Genomic DNA, 16425 nt, shown 5'->3' with positions numbered 1-16425 from the left:
AGCGCTAGTACGAGAAGGCCATCGGCCGGTCGGCGTCGCGGTGGTCGCCGCCGATCTTCGTGGGCGGGTTGAGGTCGGCCTCGGTCAGCTCCGGCGGTCCGGCCGTGGCGTACTTGGCCAGCAGCCGGACCTCGACGACCGCGAGAACGGCGTACAGCGCGGTGAAGACGGCCATCGAGATGACCACCTCGGCCTGGGAGACGCCGGGGGAGACCGCGTGCCGGGTCTGCAGCACGCCGTAGACGGCCCATGGCTGGCGTCCCGTCTCGGTGAAGATCCAGCCCCAGGAGTTGGCGATCAGCGGGAAGGCCATCGTCCAGGTGGCCACGCGCCAGAACCAGGGGGTCAGCCCCGCGCCCAGCGCCCGCTTCCCGAACGGCACCAGACGCGGCACCTCGTCGTCGCCCGTGCGCAGATGCCGGGGGAGCAGGAACTTCTTCCGGGTCAGCCACAGCCCGACCGTCCCGAAGGTGAAGGAGGCCATGCCGAACCCGATCATCCAGCGGAAGCCCCAGTAGGCGACCGGGATGTTGGGCCGGTAGTCGCCGGGCCCGAACTTCTCCTGCTCGGCCTTGTTGACGTCGTTGATGCCCGGGACGTACGAGGAGAAGTCGTCGTTGGCCAGGAAGGACAGCAGTCCCGGCACCTCGATGGCCACGGTGTTGTGGCCCTTCTCCACGTCGCCGTAGGCGAAGACCGAGAAGGGGGCGGGTTTCTGACCGTCCCACAGGGCCTCGGCGGCGGCCATCTTCATCGGCTGCTGCTTGAACATCACCTTGCCGAGCACATCGCCGCTGACCGCGGTCAGCAGACCGGCGACGACCACCGTGACGAGGCCGAGCCGCAGCGAGGTCCGCATCACCCTGATGTGCCGGCGGCGGGCCAGGTGGTAGGCGGCTATGCCCACCATGAACGCGCCCCCGGTCAGGAAGGCCGCGGAGAGCGTGTGGAACGCCTGGCTGAGCGCGGTGTTCTGGGTCAGCACGGCAAGGAAGTCGGTCAGTTCGGCGCGCCCCCTCTCCTTGTCGATGCGGTAGCCGACGGGGTGCTGCATCCAGGAGTTGGCCGCGAGGATGAAGTACGCCGAGAGGATCGTGCCGAGCGAGACCATCCATATGCAGGCCAGGTGGACGCGCTTCGGCAGCTTGTCCCAGCCGAAGATCCACAGCCCGATGAAGGTCGACTCGAAGAAGAAGGCGATGAGCGCCTCGAACGCCAGCGGGGCGCCGAAGACGTCCCCGACGAAGCGTGAGTAGTCCGACCAGTTCATCCCGAACTGGAACTCCTGCACGATGCCGGTGACCACGCCCATCGCGATGTTGATCAGGAAGAGCTTGCCCCAGAACTTCGTGGCCCTGAGGTAGACCTCCTTCTCCGTGCGCACCCAGGCCGTCTCCAGCCCGGCCGTGAGCGCGGCCAGGGAGATCGTCAGGGGGACGAACAGAAAGTGATAGACGGTGGTGATGCCGAACTGCCAGCGCGCCAGGGTCTCCGGCGCCAGCGCCATTTCCACGTCGTCACCCCTCCTAACTCCGCCGTCCGGACGCGGCGTTCTGGCGGTCAGGCCTCACACGCAGGGAGCAGTCCGAACGGAGCTTGTGAAAGCGTTCACATTCACAAGCCATTATGGCGCACACGTTTTCGCCTGCGGAAGAGGGGGTCCCCCCGGCCCCCGCGGGACATGCCCGCAACGACGAAGGGCCCCGCCGGACGGCGGGACCCATGACGTCGGACGGCGCTCGCTCAGCCCTGCGCGGCCTCCCGGCGGAACGCCTCCGCGGCCTTCAGGAACAGGTCGTTCGCCTCGGTCTCCCCGACCGTCACCCGCACACCCTCACTGGGGAACGGCCGCACCATCACACCGTGGTCCTCGCACGCCGCCGCGAACTCGGCGGTCCGCTCCCCCAGCCGCAGCCACACGAAATTGGCCTGCGTCTCCGGGACCGTCCAGCCCTGCGCGCGCAGCGCGTCGACCACCCGGGCACGCTCGCACACCAGCGACCCCACCCGGCCCAGCAGTTCGTCCTCGGCCTGCAGCGAGGCGATCGCCGCCTCCTGCGCGACATGGCTGACGCCGAACGGCACCGCCGTCTTGCGCAGCGCGGCCGCCACCGGCTCGTGCGCGATGGCGAAACCGACCCGCAGCCCGGCCAGGCCGTACGCCTTGGAGAACGTGCGCAGCACGCAGACGTTCGGCCGGTCCCGGTACAGCTCGACGCCGTCGGGCACCTCGGGGTCGCGGATGAACTCCCGGTACGCCTCGTCCAGCACCACCAGCACGTCGCGCGGCACTCGGTCGAGGAACCGCTCCAGTTCGGCCCGCCGCACCACGGTGCCGGTCGGGTTGTTGGGGTTGCAGACGAAGATGAGCCGGGTCCGCTCGGTGATCGCGTCCGCCATCGCGTCCAGGTCGTGCACATCGCCCGGGGTGAGCGGCACCTGCACCGGCGTCGCGCCGCTGATCCGGGTGATGATCGGGTACGCCTCGAAGGAGCGCCAGGCGTAGATCACCTCGTCGCCCGGCCCGCTGGTCGCCTGCACCAGCTGCTGGGCCACGCCGACCGAGCCGGTGCCCGTGGCCAGGTGGGAGACCGGGACGCCGAAGCGCTCCGCCAGTTCGTCCATCAGACCGCCGCACGCCATGTCGGGGTAGCGGTTGAACTCGGTGACGGCCGCGGCGACCCGCTCCATGACACCGGCCAGCGGGGGATAGGGGTTCTCGTTGGAGGACAGCTTGTAGGCGACCGGCCCGTCGGCCGCGGCGGGCCTGCCCGGCTTGTAGGTGGGGATACCCTCCAGCTCGGCGCGCAGCTTGGGGCTCGTCTCGCTCACCGCAGTCCTCCTCGTGACCACCGGCGGACCGTCGACGCCGCCGGCATCCAATACTCCTCACCTTATGAGGATTCGGGGCGCTTGCGTACCGGCGCGACCCGACTCGCGGTCTCCGCCGTCCCTCGAGGCATCAGGAGCCTCACCGGGTGACCGGCCGACCGGTCCCGCAATAGGGGGCGCATCGCGCATTTGCCCATGCGCCGGTGGCTCGCGCCGTGGCGCGCATCCCTCGTGAAGGTGAGTTGAGACCTCTTCGAAACATCGGGCACTTGGCAGGCCCACACGCGCCGACAAGTCACGTACTGCCATCCAGTCAGCCAACTGACATGCATTCAAAGGCCGTTGAGGGCTTACGACCATGCAGAAACGTGCCTGTCAACGCATGCATATGCGTCCGCACTACCCCACCGAAGGAGCCCTACTATCGGCTCGCCATGACAGCAGCAGGGAAGCACCAGGTGAGCCGCACGGAAACCTCCCGGCGGGGCACCCGGCCGGGCCGGGCGGGCATCAGAGACGTGGCCGCCGCCGCCGGGGTCTCCATCACGACCGTCTCCGACGCCCTCAACGGCAAGGGGCGGCTCCCGGACGCCACCCGCCGCCATGTCCGCGAGGTCGCGGACCGACTGGGTTACCGGCCCTCGGCCGCCGCCCGCACCCTCCGTACCGGCAAGTCCGGCCTGATCGGCCTGACCGTCACCACGTACGGGGATGAACCTTTCACCTTCACCGAGTTCGCCTACTTCGCCGAGATGGCGCGGGCCGCCACCTCCGCCGCGCTCGCCCGCGGCTACGCCCTCGTCATCCTTCCGGCGACCTCCCGCCACGACGTGTGGTCCAACGTGGCGCTGGACGGGACCGTCGTCATCGACCCCTCCGACCAGGACCCGGTCGTCAGCGAGCTGGTCCGGCAGGGCTTACCGGTCGTCTCCGACGGCCGCCCCGCCGGCGCCCTCCCCGTCACCGCCTGGGTCGACAACGACCACGAGGCCGCCGTCCTCGGCATCCTCGACCATCTGGCCGCCGCCGGGGCGCGCCGGATCGGACTCCTCACCGGCACCACGACGGACACGTACACCCATCTGTCCACCACCGCCTACCTCCGCTGGTGCGAGCGGGTCGGCCAGGACCCCGTCTACGAGGCGTACCCCGCGCACGATCCGTGCGCGGGCGCCGTCGCCGCCGACCGGCTGCTCGCCCGCCCCGACCGCCCGGACGCCGTCTACGGCCTCTTCGACCCCAACGGCACCGACCTGCTCGCCGCCGCCCGGCGCTACGGGCTGCGCGTCCCCGACGACCTGCTGCTGGTGTGCTGCAGCGAGTCCACGGTCTACGCCACCACCGAGCCGCCCATCACCACGCTCTCGCTGAAGCCGCGCCGCATCGGCACCGCGGTCGTGCAGCTCCTCATCGACGCCATCGAAGGCGTCGATTCCGACCAGCCGGTCGAGCAGGTGATACCGACGGAGCTGATCGTGCGCACCTCGTCCCAGCGCCGGCCCCCGCGCACCACGGTCAGTCCGCCCCGGATGCCGGAGCGCGGCTGACGGAACCGGCCCGAGGGGGGCGCCCGGCGGAGGCGGACGGTCCGGCGCGGCGCGTCCGGGCCGGCCGTGGCTCGCCGAACCGGGGCGGGCGACCCTCCGGCGGGTGATCGATCACAGCCGTGCAACCGGTCGAAAACCCGCACAACCGGGAGGAAAGCCTCGGTGATCTGGAGCCTCGCTCCGATTCACCACCCCTGGGTCATCACATGGCGCGACGCGCATTCCTATGATGGGCCCACGACACCGCGGGCCGCTGCGACCAGGCAGTCCGAGGCGGTGCAGCTTCGGCGCGATGGTGGAGGGGTCTGATGACTCAGGGGGCCGGTCTGGGACCCGAGACGGAGCGGACGGCGACGTTGCGCGACTTCCGGGTGCCCGCTTACGTCCATGAGACCGGTCCGTACGCAGACGTGCACCCCGGTGACGTCGTCCCCGCGCACGAGGCGGAGCACCCCGAGGGGTACACCCCGACCGAGCGGGACCTGCCGGTCATCCGGCGCGGCGAGGCCCTCCAGCCGCCCGCCGACCCGGCCCCGGCCGCACCGGCGCCGCAGCCCGGCGACGGCCCCGGCCCGCTGTTCGTCGTGGGCGACGTCCACGGCTACATCGAGGAGCTGCTGACCGCCCTGCGGACCAAGGGCCTGATCGACGAGGCCGGCCAGTGGTGCGCGGGCACCGCCCGGCTCTGGTTCCTCGGCGACTTCACCGACCGGGGCCCCGACGGCATCGGCGTCATCGACCTCGTGATGCGGCTGTCCGCCGAGGCCGCCGCGGCCGGCGGTTACTGCAAGGCCCTCATGGGCAACCACGAGCTGCTGCTGCTGGGCGCCAAGCGCTTCGGCGACACCCCGGTCAACTCCGGCGCGGGCACCGCCACCTTCCAGGCCGCCTGGCTGCTCAACGGCGGCCAGAAGACCGACATGGACCGCCTCCAGGACCACCACCTGCAGTGGATGGCCCGGCTCGACGCGGTCGAGGAGGTCGACGGCTATCTGCTGCTCCACTCCGACACCACCGCCTACCTCGACTACGGCGACTCGATCGAGGCCGTCAACGACACCGTCCGCGAGGCGCTGACCCGCAACGACGCGGACGAGGTGTGGGACCTGTTCCGGAAGTTCACCAAGCGCTTCTCCTTCCGCGACGAGGGCGGCGCCGACGCCGTGCGCTCCCTCCTCGATACGTACGGCGGCGACCGTGTCGTTCACGGCCACAGCCCGATTCCCTATCTGCTGGGCCAGGTCGGCTCGGAGGAGGGCGAGGACAGCGGCGGCCCCAACGTCGAGGGACCGCACGTGTACGCGGACGGCCTCGCCATCGCCATGGACGGCGGCGTGACCATGGCCGGAAAGCTACTGGTCCAGCAACTGCCTCTGTAATCCTGACCGTTCTCCGCGCCGCCCGGCACCGGGCCGGACCGGTGCGGAGAAGGCACGGAGCCTCGTCGCAATTTCCCGCAACCCCCTGTCACCGTGCGGTGTGACAGCTCTACCATCGGCTTATCCGTAGCAGGCTCCCCTCCGTTTCTGCCCGACGGCTCGCCGCCATGCGAGCCCCAAGCCCTACGGAGCATCGGGGGATGCACATGAACAGCGTTCCGCAGCACCTGCTGAGCGAGGACCGCCGCGAATTCGAGCGGTTCCTCGATGAGGCGCTGCGCTCCGCACCCGACCACCCGGAACTGTCCGCCGTCGGACAGCGGCTCAACCCGGAACAGCTGCGCACGATGGCCCTCAACGCCACGGCCCTCATCACGGCGGCCGCCGCCACCGAGTACCAGCACTACGTCAAGACCCGCGAGGAACTGCGCCGGCCGGCGGCGGAGACCGAGGCGTCCGGTGACTCGTCCGGTACGGGGGAACCGGGGTCGGGCGCTCTGGGGCTCGCCGCCGCCCTGGGCGAGACCGCCGAGGGCGCCGGTGCGGGAGCCAGCGCGATGATCGCGGTGCTGGCCCCCGTCCTCGCGGGGACGGCCGCGGTGATCTTCCTGCTGGTGGGCTATCTCCTCAAGGTGACCGCTCCCGGCCTGGCGTTCGGCCGGACCATGATCACTGTCGGCTGGGTCTTCGGCGCCGTGACGGCGGTGGCCATCCTCGTCGCCGGTGTGGCGCTGCTGCTCACCGCGCTGCGCAACAGCTCCTCCGCCGAGGCCGCCGCCCAGGAGGAGGCGCGCGAGGCGGTGGCGAGGGCGCGCGAGGAGTGGCGGGAGGCCCTGCTCGAACGCGGCATCCTGCCCTTCCTGCGCGACGCCCTCTCCCAGCCCGGCGCCCCCGCCGCACAGCCCCTGCCGGCCCCCGGCCCGAGCCGGATGCCACGCCTGGGCTACGGCCGCCCCGGCTTCAGCAGCCCGGACGACGGAGCGGCCACCGACCGCCCCCGCTTCAGCAGCCCCGACTACACGAGCCCCGACTTCGGGGGGCCGGAACACCAGCCCGACTAGTTCCGCTCGTCCGCGAGCGGCAGATAGACGCGGTTGCCCGAGGCCGCGAACTCCTGGGACTTCCTGGCCATGCCCTCCTCGATCTCGGCCCGGTCCCCGCCGTGTTCACGCCGGATGTCCTGCGAGATCTTCATACTGCAGAACTTCGGACCGCACATGGAGCAGAAGTGGGCCGTCTTGGCGGGCTCGGCCGGCAGCGTCTCGTCGTGGAACTCCCGTGCCGTGTCCGGGTCCAGGGCGAGGTTGAACTGGTCCTCCCACCGGAACTCGAAGCGGGCGTCCGAGAGCGCGTCGTCCCACTCCTGGGCGCCGGGGTGGCCCTTGGCGAGGTCGGCCGCGTGGGCGGCGATCTTGTAGGTGATGACGCCGGTCTTGACGTCGTCCCGGTTCGGCAGGCCCAGGTGCTCCTTGGGCGTGACGTAACAGAGCATCGCCGTGCCCCACCAGGCGATCATCGCGGCGCCGATGCCCGAGGTGATGTGGTCGTACGCGGGCGCGACGTCGGTGGTCAGCGGGCCGAGCGTGTAGAACGGTGCCTCGTCGCAGATCTCCTGCTGGAGGTCGATGTTCTCCTTGATCTTGTGCATCGGGACGTGCCCGGGGCCCTCGATCATCGTCTGTACGTCGAAGCGCCTGGCGATCCGGTTGAGTTCCCCGAGCGTCCGCAACTCCGCGAACTGAGCCTCGTCGTTGGCGTCCGCGATCGAACCGGGCCGCAGGCCGTCACCGAGCGAGTAGGTGACGTCGTAGGCGGCGAGGATCTCGCAGAGTTCCTCGAAGTTCTCGTACAGGAACGACTCCTTGTGGTGCGCCAGGCACCAGGCGGCCATGATCGAGCCGCCGCGCGAGACGATGCCGGTCTTGCGGTTCGCCGTCAGCGGGACGTACGGCAGCCGCACACCCGCGTGCACCGTCATGTAGTCCACGCCCTGTTCGGCCTGCTCGATCACCGTGTCCTTGTAGATCTCCCAGGTCAGCTCCTCGGCCTTGCCGTCGACCTTCTCCAGCGCCTGGTAGAGCGGCACCGTACCGATGGGGACGGGGGAGTTGCGCAGCACCCACTCGCGGGTGGTGTGGATGTTGCGGCCGGTGGAGAGGTCCATGACCGTGTCGGCGCCCCAGCGGGTGGCCCAGGTCATCTTCTCCACCTCCTCCTCGATCGAGGAGGTGACGGCGGAGTTGCCGATGTTGGCGTTGACCTTCACCAGGAAACGCTTACCGATGATCATCGGCTCGATCTCCGGGTGGTTCACATTGGCGGGCAGCACCGCGCGGCCCGCCGCGATCTCCTCGCGGACCACCTCGGGAGAGACGTTCTCCCGCAGCGCCACGAACTCCATCTCGGGCGTGATCTCGCCCTGGCGGGCGTACGTGAGCTGGGTGACCGCCCGGCCCGCCCGCCCGCGCCGGGGCTGGCGGGGCCGTCCGGGGAAGACGGCGTCCAGGTTGCGCAGTCCACCGCGCGGCGAGGTGTGCTTGATCCCGTCGTCCTCGGGACGGACGGGGCGCCCCGCGTACTCCTCGGTGTCGCCGCGGGCGACGATCCAGTTCTCCCGCAGGGGGGACAGCCCCCTGCGGACATCGGTGCCGGCTTCCGGATCGGTGTACGGGCCGGAGGTGTCGTACAGCGTGACCGACCCTCCGTTGGTGAGATGCACCTGACGGACCGGCACCCGCAGGTCGGGGCGCGAGCCCTCGACATACGCCTTGTGCCAGCCGATGGACTTCCCGGCCTCCTCGCGCGGCGACGTGTCCGTCGCGTTCCGCGTGGAGGCAGGCGTGCGTGCGTCCTTGTCGGTCATGAGACCTACTCCCTACGCCGGCATTACCCGGTAACAGGTTCGGCGGTCGACGCAGCGATTCCCGTCCGCAGATGTTCCCGTCGAACCACGTTCCACGTGAAACATCGCAACGACGGAGGTCAGCGCCCTCTCAGCCCGGTGCTCCGAGCTCCCGCGTGTGCAAAGGTGCCTCCCACGCTAGCGCCCTGTGTGACGGGATGAACAGTGGGCCTCCCGTGTTCTTGCGATGATCGGGCGGTGACCACGACACAGCAGCCTCCCTACCCGCCTCCCGGCCCACCCCACCGGCCCGGCTCCGGACCGGGCCGCGGCGACGGGGGCGAGCACGGCTCCGGGGGCGGACACGGCCATGGGCACGGCCACTCGCACAGTCACAGCCACGGCCCCGCCGCGCCGGTCTCCAAGCATCTGCGCAAGGTGATCGCGGCGATCCTGATCCCGTTCAGCGTGGCCGTCGTCGTGGGCCTGGTGGCCCTCTGGCCCGGCGGGGCTCCGCCGCACCAGCGCACCGGGGTCGGCTTCGATCGCCAGACGCAGCAGGCCACGGTCACCCAGGTGACCTCGGTGAGCTGCAAGGCGGGCGGCGGCCAGGGAGCGCCGGCCGGTGACCCCTCGGGCGCGGGCGCGGCTCCCCAGGACGACAAGGGTCCCTGCAAGAAGGCGACGGTCCGGGTCGACACCGGCAAGGACCGGGGCCGCACCTTCACCGAGCTGGTGCAGCCGGACCAGACACGGCAGTTGGCCCAGGGCGACAAGGTCGTGGTCGCCTACGAGCCCACGGCGCCGAAGGACCTCCAGTACGCGGTCACCGACCTGGACCGGAAGTTCCCCATGGCGCTGCTCGCCGGGATCTTCGCGATCGCCGTCGTGGTGGTGGGCCGGCTGCGCGGGGTGATGGCGCTGGTGGCGTTGGCCGTCAGCTTCCTGGTGCTGACCCTGTTCATCCTGCCCGCGGTGCTGCAGGGCTCGAACCCGCTGCTCGTGGCGGTGGTCGGGTCGAGCGCGATCATGCTCATCGCGCTCTACATGTGCCATGGCCTCTCCGCACGGACCTCCGTCGCGGTGCTCGGCACACTGGTCTCACTGCTGCTGATCGGCGTCCTCGGCTCGCTGTTCATCGGCTGGGCGGCGCTGACCGGCAACACGGACGACAGCACCGGCCTGATCCACGGTCTCTACCCGTCGATCGACATGAGCGGCCTGCTGCTCGCGGGCGTCATCATCGGCTCGCTGGGTGTGCTGGACGACGTGACGGTCACCCAGACCTCGGCCGTGTGGGAGCTGCACGAGGCCAACCCCTCGATGGGCTGGCGCGCGCTGTACCGCGCGGGCATCCGCATCGGCCGCGACCACATCGCCTCCGTCGTCAACACCCTCGTCCTCGCCTACGCGGGCGCCGCGCTGCCCCTGCTGCTGCTGTTCTCCATCGCGCAGAGCGGCGTGGGCACGGTGGCCACCAGCGAGCTGGTGGCGGAGGAGATCGTGCGCACGCTGGTCGGCTCGATCGGTCTGGTCGCCGCGGTGCCGGTCACCACCGCGCTCGCCGCCCTGGTCGTCTCGGCCGACCGCCCCGCACCCGGTACGGCGGCTCCCGCGGGCGACCGGCCCGTCGCGGCCCCGGGCGGCAGGGGACGGCGCCGGAAGCGCTGAGAGGTGCCTTCGGGGTCCTCGGGCCCCGAAGGCTTGCAAGAAGGCTCGCAGCAGGCGTGCGGAAGGCTTGCAGAAGCGTTTCTTCAAAGGTCCGCGGAGCCCCGGTGGGCGCTCGGCGCCGTTTCGCCCCTGCCGGTTCAGCCCGCGCTCTGCTCCTCCGCCAGGATGCGGCCCAGCGCCTCGTCGAGGTGGGTGTCGAAGTCGGCCAGCGCACCCTCCTGCCCGAGCGGCACCAGCTTGTCGGTGCGGTCGAGGAAGGCCACGAGCGGCGGTGTGGAGGAGCGGAAGAGCGCCTGGTCGCCGCCGACCTGAAGCCGGATCAGGACCTCGCCCAGCACCTCGCAGTCGACGGGGGCGATGTGCACATCTCCCTCGCCGCACGGCCGGCCGACTCCGTCGATCATCAACTCCCGGCCGAATACCCAGGTCACCGGGGCGTCGCCGGGCAGATGGAAGGTGAGCCGGATCGCATAGGGATCACTCGTCTCGTAGCGCAACTCCACCGGAATACGGAAGGAAAGCTCCTCCGAGACGAGAAAGCTCATCATGACTTCTGCCTGTACGGACTCGCGCATCGCCTACCCCGTCGTATGACGTCGACTGGCCGGGTTTAATCCCCGACCGGGGTCAAATCTAGCTGAACGTGCATGGCAGATCACAAGGAGTGAGTTTTCAGATGCTGATAGAGAGCGCGAGCGCCCCCATGTGACGCCCCATCTCCAACTGCAACCTCCGTGTGGTGGAGGGAAGTTGATCGGCCTGATGAGCCGGGAGGGAGATCGCCATCGTCGCGGCGGTTGTACCCACAGTGATCGGAACGGCCGAACAGACCGCTCCGAGGGCGTACTCCTGCCGCTCCACCACCGGTTCCATGCGCCGGGTCCTGGCCAGCCGCCGCAACAGGGCGTCGTTGTCACGCACGGTGTACGGCGTGAGGGAGCGCACCGGGTAGCGCGAGAGGTGGTCGCGGCGGGCTTCCTCGTCCAGCTGGGAGAGCAGGCACTTCCCGATGGCGTGGGCGTGTCCCGTCTCGCGGAAGTCGGCCCACTCCGCGACGGCCGGGTTCTCCCGCGAGTCGGCCACGCACATGACCTCGATCTCGCCGTCCCGGTACATCGCGTAGTACACCGGGGCCCCGATCGCGTCGCGCCAGTGCGCGAGGGTGTCGGCCACCGTGCTGCGACGTTTCTGCTGCGCTCCGCTGCTGCTGAGCCGGTCCGCCGCGTCACCGAGGAAGAACCGCCCCTTGTCCCGGCGCAGATAGCCCTCGTGGACCAGGGTGCGCAGCAGGTGGTAGGCGGTGGGAAGCGCGAGGCCCGTCTCGCGGGCGAGTTGCTTGGCGGGAGCGCCGTACTCGTGCCCGGCGACCGTCTCCAGCAGGCGCATCGCGCGCTGGACGGACCCGATGAGGGTCGCGGAGTGCTTGTCGGACGCGGTGACGGCGGGCGGCCGCTGCATGGGAGGTGCGCAGGAACGCACCGGAGCCGGGGGTGCGTGGGTTCCTGCCGGGGCGGTGTCGACCGTGGCCAAGGAGTAACTCCCGAAGCGCGGAGGTGGGGGCGGCCCGTGCGGGGTGGACACGGGTGGGGTGCGTGCCGCCCGTGGGGTTCGGGGCCCCACGGGAGTTCCGGACTCTAACCGTCCACCACCGCGCGCGGACGGCCTGCCGGGGAAACTTCCCTCCCCCGAGGGAACCGGCGCCCCGTGTTACCGCTCCCCGGCTCCCGCGCGCGTCACCAGTCGCCGCGCGAGGAGGAGCCGGCGGTGAACTTCCGGACCACGTAGATGAGTCCGCCGACCAGGGCGACGAAGAGCAGGGCCTTGAAGAGCAGGCCGATCAGGAAGCCGACCACGGTCGCTATCAGACCGCCGAACACGACCAGGGCGATGACCGGCACCGCGACCCACTTCACCCACCACGGCATCCCCGCGAAGATCTCTCGCATCGCCTCGTCCTTTGCGCTAGCAGTTCTCGATGTCCCGCTTCGATGCTAGAGCCGACGATGGGATCTGTGGGGCCCCCGCACCCCTTGCCGGTCCCTGAACCGTCCCCTAGGGAACCCTGAGACGGGACCCTCACGCCTCGGGGGGAGAGAACACCACCAGGACCCGCAGATCCTCGCTGATGTGGTGGAACTTGTGGGCCGCGCCCGCGGGCACGTACACCACGCTGCCGCGCGCGACCTCCGTCGTCTCCAGCCCCACCGTGACCGACGCCCGGCCGCTGACCACGAAGTACACCTCGTCCTGGTCATGGGGCTTCTGCGGGTCGTGGGAACCGGCGTCGAGGGCGTACAGGCCGACCGACATGTTCCGCTCCCGCAGGAACTGGAGGTAGGCCCCCTCGTTGGCGGCGCGCTGCGCCTCCAGTTCGTCCAGCCGGAATGCCTTCATCGCCGTCGTCCGTCCTCGCCGCGCCGCCCGCTCAAGTTCTGGTCTGCAACGATCAGACACATGAAGAATCTCGTAGTCAAGACGATCGCCAACGCGGGCGCCCTCGCGGTCGCCGTGTGGCTCCTCGACAAGATCACCCTCACCGGGAGCAGCACCGGCGGGAAGGTCGGCACACTGATCGTGGTCGCGCTGATCTTCGGACTGGTGAACCTTCTGGTGAAGCCGGTCGTGAAACTGCTGACCTTCCCCCTGTTCATCCTGACCCTCGGCCTGATCACCCTGATCGTCAACGCGCTGATGCTGCTGCTGACGTCCTGGGTGTGCGGAAAGCTCGACCTGAGCTTCCATGTCGAGGGGTTCTGGACGGCCGTGCTCGGCGGTCTGATCATCGCCGTCGTCTCCTGGGCGCTGAACCTCGTCCTGCCCGACGAGGACTGACCAGCCATGGCTTACCGCGTCTGTTTCGTGTGCACCGGCAACATCTGCCGCTCCCCGATGGCCGAGTCGGTCTTCCGGGCACGTGTCGCCGAGGCCGGGCTCGACCACCTGGTGGAGACCGACAGCGCCGGCACCGGCGGCTGGCACGAGGGCGACGGCGCCGACCCGCGCGCCGCCTCGGTCCTCGACGAGCACGGCTACGGCACCGGACACACCGCGCGCCAGTTCCAGCAGTCCTGGTTCGGCCGCCTCGACCTCGTGATCGCCCTCGACACCGGCCACCTCAAGGCCCTGCGCCGCCTCGCCCCCACCGAGGAGGACGCGCGCAAGGTGCGCCTGCTGCGTTCCTACGACCCCGCGGCCGGCGCCGACCTCGATGTGCCGGACCCCTACTACGGGGCCCGCGACGGCTTCGAGGAGTGTCTTGAGATGGTGGAGGCGGCGAGCGCCGGACTGCTCGACTCCGTACGCGAACATCTGGAGGGACGGCCCGAATGAACGACACAGCCGAGCACCCGGACTTCCCCGGCGACGGCACGCGCGCCGTCCGGGCCGGTCTTCCCGAGCCGGTGAAACACGAGCCGACCCTGCCGGGGCCGGTCTTCGCCGCGCACTTCCACCTGCCGGGTGACGTGAGCGGACCGTACTCCTACGGCCGCGACGGCAACCCCACCTGGACGTTGCTGGAACGCGCCATCGGCGAACTGGAGGCGCCCGGCGACGACGGCACCGAGACGCTGGTGTTCGCCTCCGGCATGGCGGCGATCTCCGCGGTGCTGTTCTCCCAGCTGCGGTCCGGCGACACGGTGGTGCTGCCCTCCGACGGCTACCAGGTCCTCCCCCTGGTCCGGGCGCAGCTCGAGGCGTTCGGCATCGAGGTCCGTACCGCGCCCACCGGCGGCGACGCCCAGCTCGACGCGCTCGACGGCGCGCGGCTGCTGTGGATCGAGTCGCCGTCCAACCCCGGGCTGGACGTGTGCGACATCCGGCGGCTGGTGAAGGAGGCCCACGCGCGCGGGGCGCTGGTGGCCGTCGACAACACCCTCGCCACGCCGCTCGGCCAGCGTCCGCTGGAGCTTGGTGCCGACTTCGCGGTGGCCAGCGGCACCAAGCAGCTGACCGGACACGGCGATGTGCTGCTGGGCTACGTCGTCGGCCGCTCCGGCGAGGCGATGGACGCCGTGCGCCGCTGGCGGAAGATCGTCGGGGCCATCCCCGGCCCGATGGAGGCGTGGCTCGCCCACCGCTCGATCGCCACGCTCCCGCTCCGCGTCGACCGGCAGAACGCCACGGCCCTCACGGTGGCCGAGGCGCTGCGCGGACGCCCCGAGGTCTCCGGCCTGCGCTATCCGGGACTGCCCGACGACCCGTCGCACGAGGTCGCGGCGCGGCAGATGCGGCGCTTCGGCTGCGTGGTCTCCTTCACGCTGCCCACGCGCACGCGGGCCGAGCGGTTCCTCCAGGCGCTGCGCCTGGTCGAGGACGCGACGAGCTTCGGCGGGGTGCGCTCCACGGCCGAGCGGCGCGGCCGCTGGGGAGGGGACGCGGTGCCGGAGGGCTTCATCCGCATGTCGGTCGGGGCCGAGGACGCCGAGGACCTGGTGGCGGACGTGCTGCGGGCTCTTGACGAGTCCGCCGAGGCCGGGCGCTAGAAGGGTGCGGACGGTCCGAGCCTCCCCCCTCGTGGCTCGGACCGTCACCGGTTCCGCGCGCTGAGAACCGCGCGCACAAGGCTAGTTGACTCTGGGTCAGTGTCCAATCACGGTAACGACAGAGACCTATCGACTTATTTATAGTTGGGGCCTGCCCGGCGCCGGAGGAGGCAGGGAAAGGGGACCCCGCCATGGACCTGGCGCTGCTGCGGACCTTCGTCACCGTGCACCGGGCAGGCTCCTTCACACGCGCCGCCGCGTTACTGGGCCTGTCCCAGCCCGCCGTCACCTCCCAGATCCGCACGCTGGAGCGCCAGCTCGGCCGCCCCCTGTTCCTGCGGCAGCCCCGTGGGGTGACGCCCACGACCATGGGCGACGAACTGGCCCACAAGGCCGCACCGCATCTCGACGCTCTGGTGGAGATAGCCGAGAGCGACCTGGACGACGAGTCCGCACTGCGCACACTGCATCTGGCCGGCCCCCCGGAGTTCACCGCCGAGCGCGCCCTGCCCGCGCTGACGGAGCTGACCGGTGCCGACGGCCAGTCCCTCGCCCTCCGCACCTCCTTCGGCACGGCCGAGGAGGTCCTGGAGGGGCTGGCCGCGGGCCATCACGAACTGGCCATCAGCACGCTCCGGCCGCGCGGCGCCCTGCTGAGCGCGAGCCCGCTCTGCGACGAGGAGCATGTGCTGGTCGCCGCCCCGCGCTGGGCCGGGCGGATCGGACCGGGGACGGTGCGGCGGACGGGGGCGGCCGCGCTGAAGAGCCTGCCCTTGGTCGAGGTCCACGAGTCGCTGCCCTTTGTCTCGCGGTACTGGGCGTCCGTCTTCGACACCCGCCCGGGTGGCGCGGGCGCGGTCATCGTCCCCGACCTGCGCGCTGTGATGGCCTGTGCCGGGGCGGGCGCGGGGCTGGCGGTGCTGCCCCGGTATCTGTGCGCGTCCGCCCTCGACCGGGGTGAGCTCGTCCTGCTGCACGACCCGGCGGTGCCGCCCTTGCGGACCTACTTCCTGGTGGTTCGTACGGGCTCGCTGGCCCTGCCGCACGTCGCGCGGGCGTACGAGCGGCTCCAGCGGGCGGCCTCGCGGTGGTGCTGACCGGGCTTTCCTCCGGGAATGTCCCTCCCGTCTTCCGGTCGGGGCCGCGAGTCATGTTTCACGTGGAACCACCCGGGCCACATTTCTCCCATGACCGTCCGACCCGTGGTCAAGCGCACCGCACGCGCCGTTCTCCTGGACGGTGACGACCTGATCCTGATCAAGCGCACCAAACCGGGTGTCGACCCGTACTGGGTCACCCCCGGCGGCGGTGTCGAGCCCGAGGACCCGACCGTCGTGGACGCCCTGCACCGCGAGGTGTACGAGGAACTCGGCGCCAAGATCACCGATGTCGTTCCCTGCTTCGTGGACACGGTGGAGCACATCGGTGAGGACGGCGGCGCGACCGGCGTGAAGGTGCAGCACTTCTTCGTCTGCCGGCTGGAGTCCATGGACCCCTCGCTGCGTCACGGCCCCGAGGTGGAGGAGCCGGCCGGGGAGTACGAGATCGTCCGCATCCCATTCACCCGCGTCGGCATCGCGTCCGTCCACCTCGTCCCGCTGTCGCTGCGGCACTACCTGGACGGCAACATCGAGGGCGTCCGCGCCATGCACGCCCCCGACCTCGGCTAG

At 70.6% G+C, this 16425-nt stretch carries 16 protein-coding genes and 1 riboswitch; of the genes, 9 read left to right on the top strand and 7 right to left on the bottom strand.

The features are described from left to right. Positions 1 to 4: 4 nt before the first annotated feature. Both ABZ898_RS12975 and hisC read right to left on the bottom strand, forming a co-directional pair. Complete coding sequence (locus tag ABZ898_RS12975) at positions 5 to 1513, bottom strand: cytochrome ubiquinol oxidase subunit I (protein ID WP_361656671.1); 1509 nt, start codon at positions 1511 to 1513, stop codon at positions 5 to 7. Between the two features lie 230 nt (positions 1514 to 1743). Further along, positions 1744 to 2832 carry a histidinol-phosphate transaminase gene (hisC, locus tag ABZ898_RS12970; protein ID WP_361656668.1) on the bottom strand — a complete coding sequence of 363 codons (1089 nt, stop codon included), beginning with the start codon at positions 2830 to 2832 and terminating at the stop codon, positions 1744 to 1746. Positions 2833 to 3266: 434 nt separating this feature from the next. Here hisC and ABZ898_RS12965 point away from each other — a divergent pair, with 434 nt between their 5' ends. The 3 genes from ABZ898_RS12965 to ABZ898_RS12955 all read left to right on the top strand — a co-directional run bounded on the left by ABZ898_RS12965 (position 3267) and on the right by ABZ898_RS12955 (position 6819). Further along, positions 3267 to 4379 (top strand): LacI family DNA-binding transcriptional regulator, encoded by a 1113-nt coding sequence (locus ABZ898_RS12965; protein ID WP_361656666.1) that lies wholly within the window; start codon positions 3267 to 3269, stop codon positions 4377 to 4379. Between the two features lie 308 nt (positions 4380 to 4687). Continuing rightward, a complete protein-coding gene (locus ABZ898_RS12960) occupies positions 4688 to 5758 on the top strand; it encodes a metallophosphoesterase (RefSeq protein WP_361656663.1) in 1071 nt (356 codons plus the stop codon). Between the two features lie 200 nt (positions 5759 to 5958). Then, the gene (locus ABZ898_RS12955) at positions 5959 to 6819 is read left to right on the top strand and encodes a hypothetical protein (RefSeq protein ID WP_361656660.1); all 861 of its coding nucleotides are present in this window, start codon (positions 5959 to 5961) and stop codon (positions 6817 to 6819) included. On the opposite strand, the gene thiC is transcribed toward ABZ898_RS12955, so the two are convergent. Beyond that, complete coding sequence (thiC, locus tag ABZ898_RS12950) at positions 6816 to 8621, bottom strand: phosphomethylpyrimidine synthase ThiC (RefSeq protein WP_361656658.1); 1806 nt, start codon at positions 8619 to 8621, stop codon at positions 6816 to 6818. The genes ABZ898_RS12955 and thiC overlap by 4 nt on opposite strands. Then, positions 8614 to 8786, bottom strand: a riboswitch (TPP riboswitch). It overlaps the preceding gene by 8 nt. Positions 8787 to 8858: 72 nt before the next feature. Between thiC and ABZ898_RS12945 the strand changes: the two genes are divergently transcribed. Next, a complete protein-coding gene (locus ABZ898_RS12945) occupies positions 8859 to 10271 on the top strand; it encodes a YibE/F family protein (protein WP_361656655.1) in 1413 nt (470 codons plus the stop codon). A 137-nt stretch (positions 10272 to 10408) separates the two neighbouring features. On the opposite strand, the gene ABZ898_RS12940 is transcribed toward ABZ898_RS12945, so the two are convergent. From ABZ898_RS12940 to ABZ898_RS12925, 4 genes are all read right to left on the bottom strand, one after another. Then, positions 10409 to 10846, bottom strand: coding sequence for an SsgA family sporulation/cell division regulator (locus ABZ898_RS12940; protein WP_361656653.1), 438 nt, complete (start codon positions 10844 to 10846; stop codon positions 10409 to 10411). A 97-nt stretch (positions 10847 to 10943) separates the two neighbouring features. Next, positions 10944 to 11729 (bottom strand): IclR family transcriptional regulator C-terminal domain-containing protein, encoded by a 786-nt coding sequence (locus tag ABZ898_RS12935; protein WP_361656651.1) that lies wholly within the window; start codon positions 11727 to 11729, stop codon positions 10944 to 10946. A gap of 275 nt (positions 11730 to 12004) precedes the next feature. Further along, on the bottom strand, positions 12005 to 12217 hold the full coding sequence (locus ABZ898_RS12930; RefSeq protein WP_361656648.1) for a DUF5326 family protein: 213 nt from the start codon (positions 12215 to 12217) through the stop codon (positions 12005 to 12007). Between the two features lie 130 nt (positions 12218 to 12347). After that, entirely contained in the window at positions 12348 to 12665 is a 318-nt protein-coding gene (locus ABZ898_RS12925) for a cupin domain-containing protein (protein ID WP_361656645.1), read from the bottom strand. A gap of 60 nt (positions 12666 to 12725) precedes the next feature. Here ABZ898_RS12925 and ABZ898_RS12920 point away from each other — a divergent pair, with 60 nt between their 5' ends. The 5 genes from ABZ898_RS12920 to ABZ898_RS12900 all read left to right on the top strand — a co-directional run bounded on the left by ABZ898_RS12920 (position 12726) and on the right by ABZ898_RS12900 (position 16425). Next, complete coding sequence (locus ABZ898_RS12920; RefSeq protein WP_361656642.1) at positions 12726 to 13103, top strand: phage holin family protein; 378 nt, start codon at positions 12726 to 12728, stop codon at positions 13101 to 13103. A gap of 6 nt (positions 13104 to 13109) precedes the next feature. Then, the gene (locus ABZ898_RS12915; RefSeq protein ID WP_361656639.1) at positions 13110 to 13601 is read left to right on the top strand and encodes a low molecular weight protein-tyrosine-phosphatase; all 492 of its coding nucleotides are present in this window, start codon (positions 13110 to 13112) and stop codon (positions 13599 to 13601) included. Continuing rightward, positions 13598 to 14755, top strand: a complete 1158-nt coding sequence (locus ABZ898_RS12910; RefSeq protein ID WP_361656637.1) for a cystathionine gamma-lyase — start codon at positions 13598 to 13600, stop codon at positions 14753 to 14755. Before ABZ898_RS12915 ends, ABZ898_RS12910 begins: the two co-directional genes overlap by 4 nt. A gap of 191 nt (positions 14756 to 14946) precedes the next feature. After that, entirely contained in the window at positions 14947 to 15852 is a 906-nt protein-coding gene (locus ABZ898_RS12905) for a LysR family transcriptional regulator (protein WP_361656634.1), read from the top strand. Positions 15853 to 15942: 90 nt separating this feature from the next. Beyond that, entirely contained in the window at positions 15943 to 16425 is a 483-nt protein-coding gene (locus tag ABZ898_RS12900; RefSeq protein WP_361656631.1) for an NUDIX hydrolase, read from the top strand.

The organism is Streptomyces sp. NPDC046860 (genome assembly GCF_040645115.1).
Classification (GTDB): domain Bacteria; phylum Actinomycetota; class Actinomycetes; order Streptomycetales; family Streptomycetaceae; genus Streptomyces.
Note: the sequence above shows the minus strand (reverse complement) of the source record. Positions and strands in the feature narration are given on the sequence as shown.

Excerpts from the sequence above, each read along its gene's own strand:
- ABZ898_RS12930 (WP_361656648.1), bottom strand. The coding sequence starts at position 12,217 with ATGCGAGAGATCTTCGCGGGGATGCCGTGGTGGGTGAAGTGGGTCGCG.
- ABZ898_RS12960 (WP_361656663.1), top strand. The coding sequence starts at position 4,688 with ATGACTCAGGGGGCCGGTCTGGGACCCGAGACGGAGCGGACGGCGACG.
- ABZ898_RS12915 (WP_361656639.1), top strand. The coding sequence starts at position 13,110 with ATGGCTTACCGCGTCTGTTTCGTGTGCACCGGCAACATCTGCCGCTCC.
- ABZ898_RS12910 (WP_361656637.1), top strand. The coding sequence starts at position 13,598 with ATGAACGACACAGCCGAGCACCCGGACTTCCCCGGCGACGGCACGCGC.
- ABZ898_RS12900 (WP_361656631.1), top strand. The coding sequence starts at position 15,943 with ATGACCGTCCGACCCGTGGTCAAGCGCACCGCACGCGCCGTTCTCCTG.
- ABZ898_RS12920 (WP_361656642.1), top strand. The coding sequence starts at position 12,726 with ATGAAGAATCTCGTAGTCAAGACGATCGCCAACGCGGGCGCCCTCGCG.
- thiC (WP_361656658.1), bottom strand. The coding sequence starts at position 8,621 with ATGACCGACAAGGACGCACGCACGCCTGCCTCCACGCGGAACGCGACG.
- ABZ898_RS12925 (WP_361656645.1), bottom strand. The coding sequence starts at position 12,665 with ATGAAGGCATTCCGGCTGGACGAACTGGAGGCGCAGCGCGCCGCCAAC.
- ABZ898_RS12955 (WP_361656660.1), top strand. The coding sequence starts at position 5,959 with ATGCACATGAACAGCGTTCCGCAGCACCTGCTGAGCGAGGACCGCCGC.
- ABZ898_RS12905 (WP_361656634.1), top strand. The coding sequence starts at position 14,947 with ATGGACCTGGCGCTGCTGCGGACCTTCGTCACCGTGCACCGGGCAGGC.
- ABZ898_RS12940 (WP_361656653.1), bottom strand. The coding sequence starts at position 10,846 with ATGCGCGAGTCCGTACAGGCAGAAGTCATGATGAGCTTTCTCGTCTCG.
- ABZ898_RS12965 (WP_361656666.1), top strand. The coding sequence starts at position 3,267 with ATGACAGCAGCAGGGAAGCACCAGGTGAGCCGCACGGAAACCTCCCGG.
- ABZ898_RS12935 (WP_361656651.1), bottom strand. The coding sequence starts at position 11,729 with ATGCAGCGGCCGCCCGCCGTCACCGCGTCCGACAAGCACTCCGCGACC.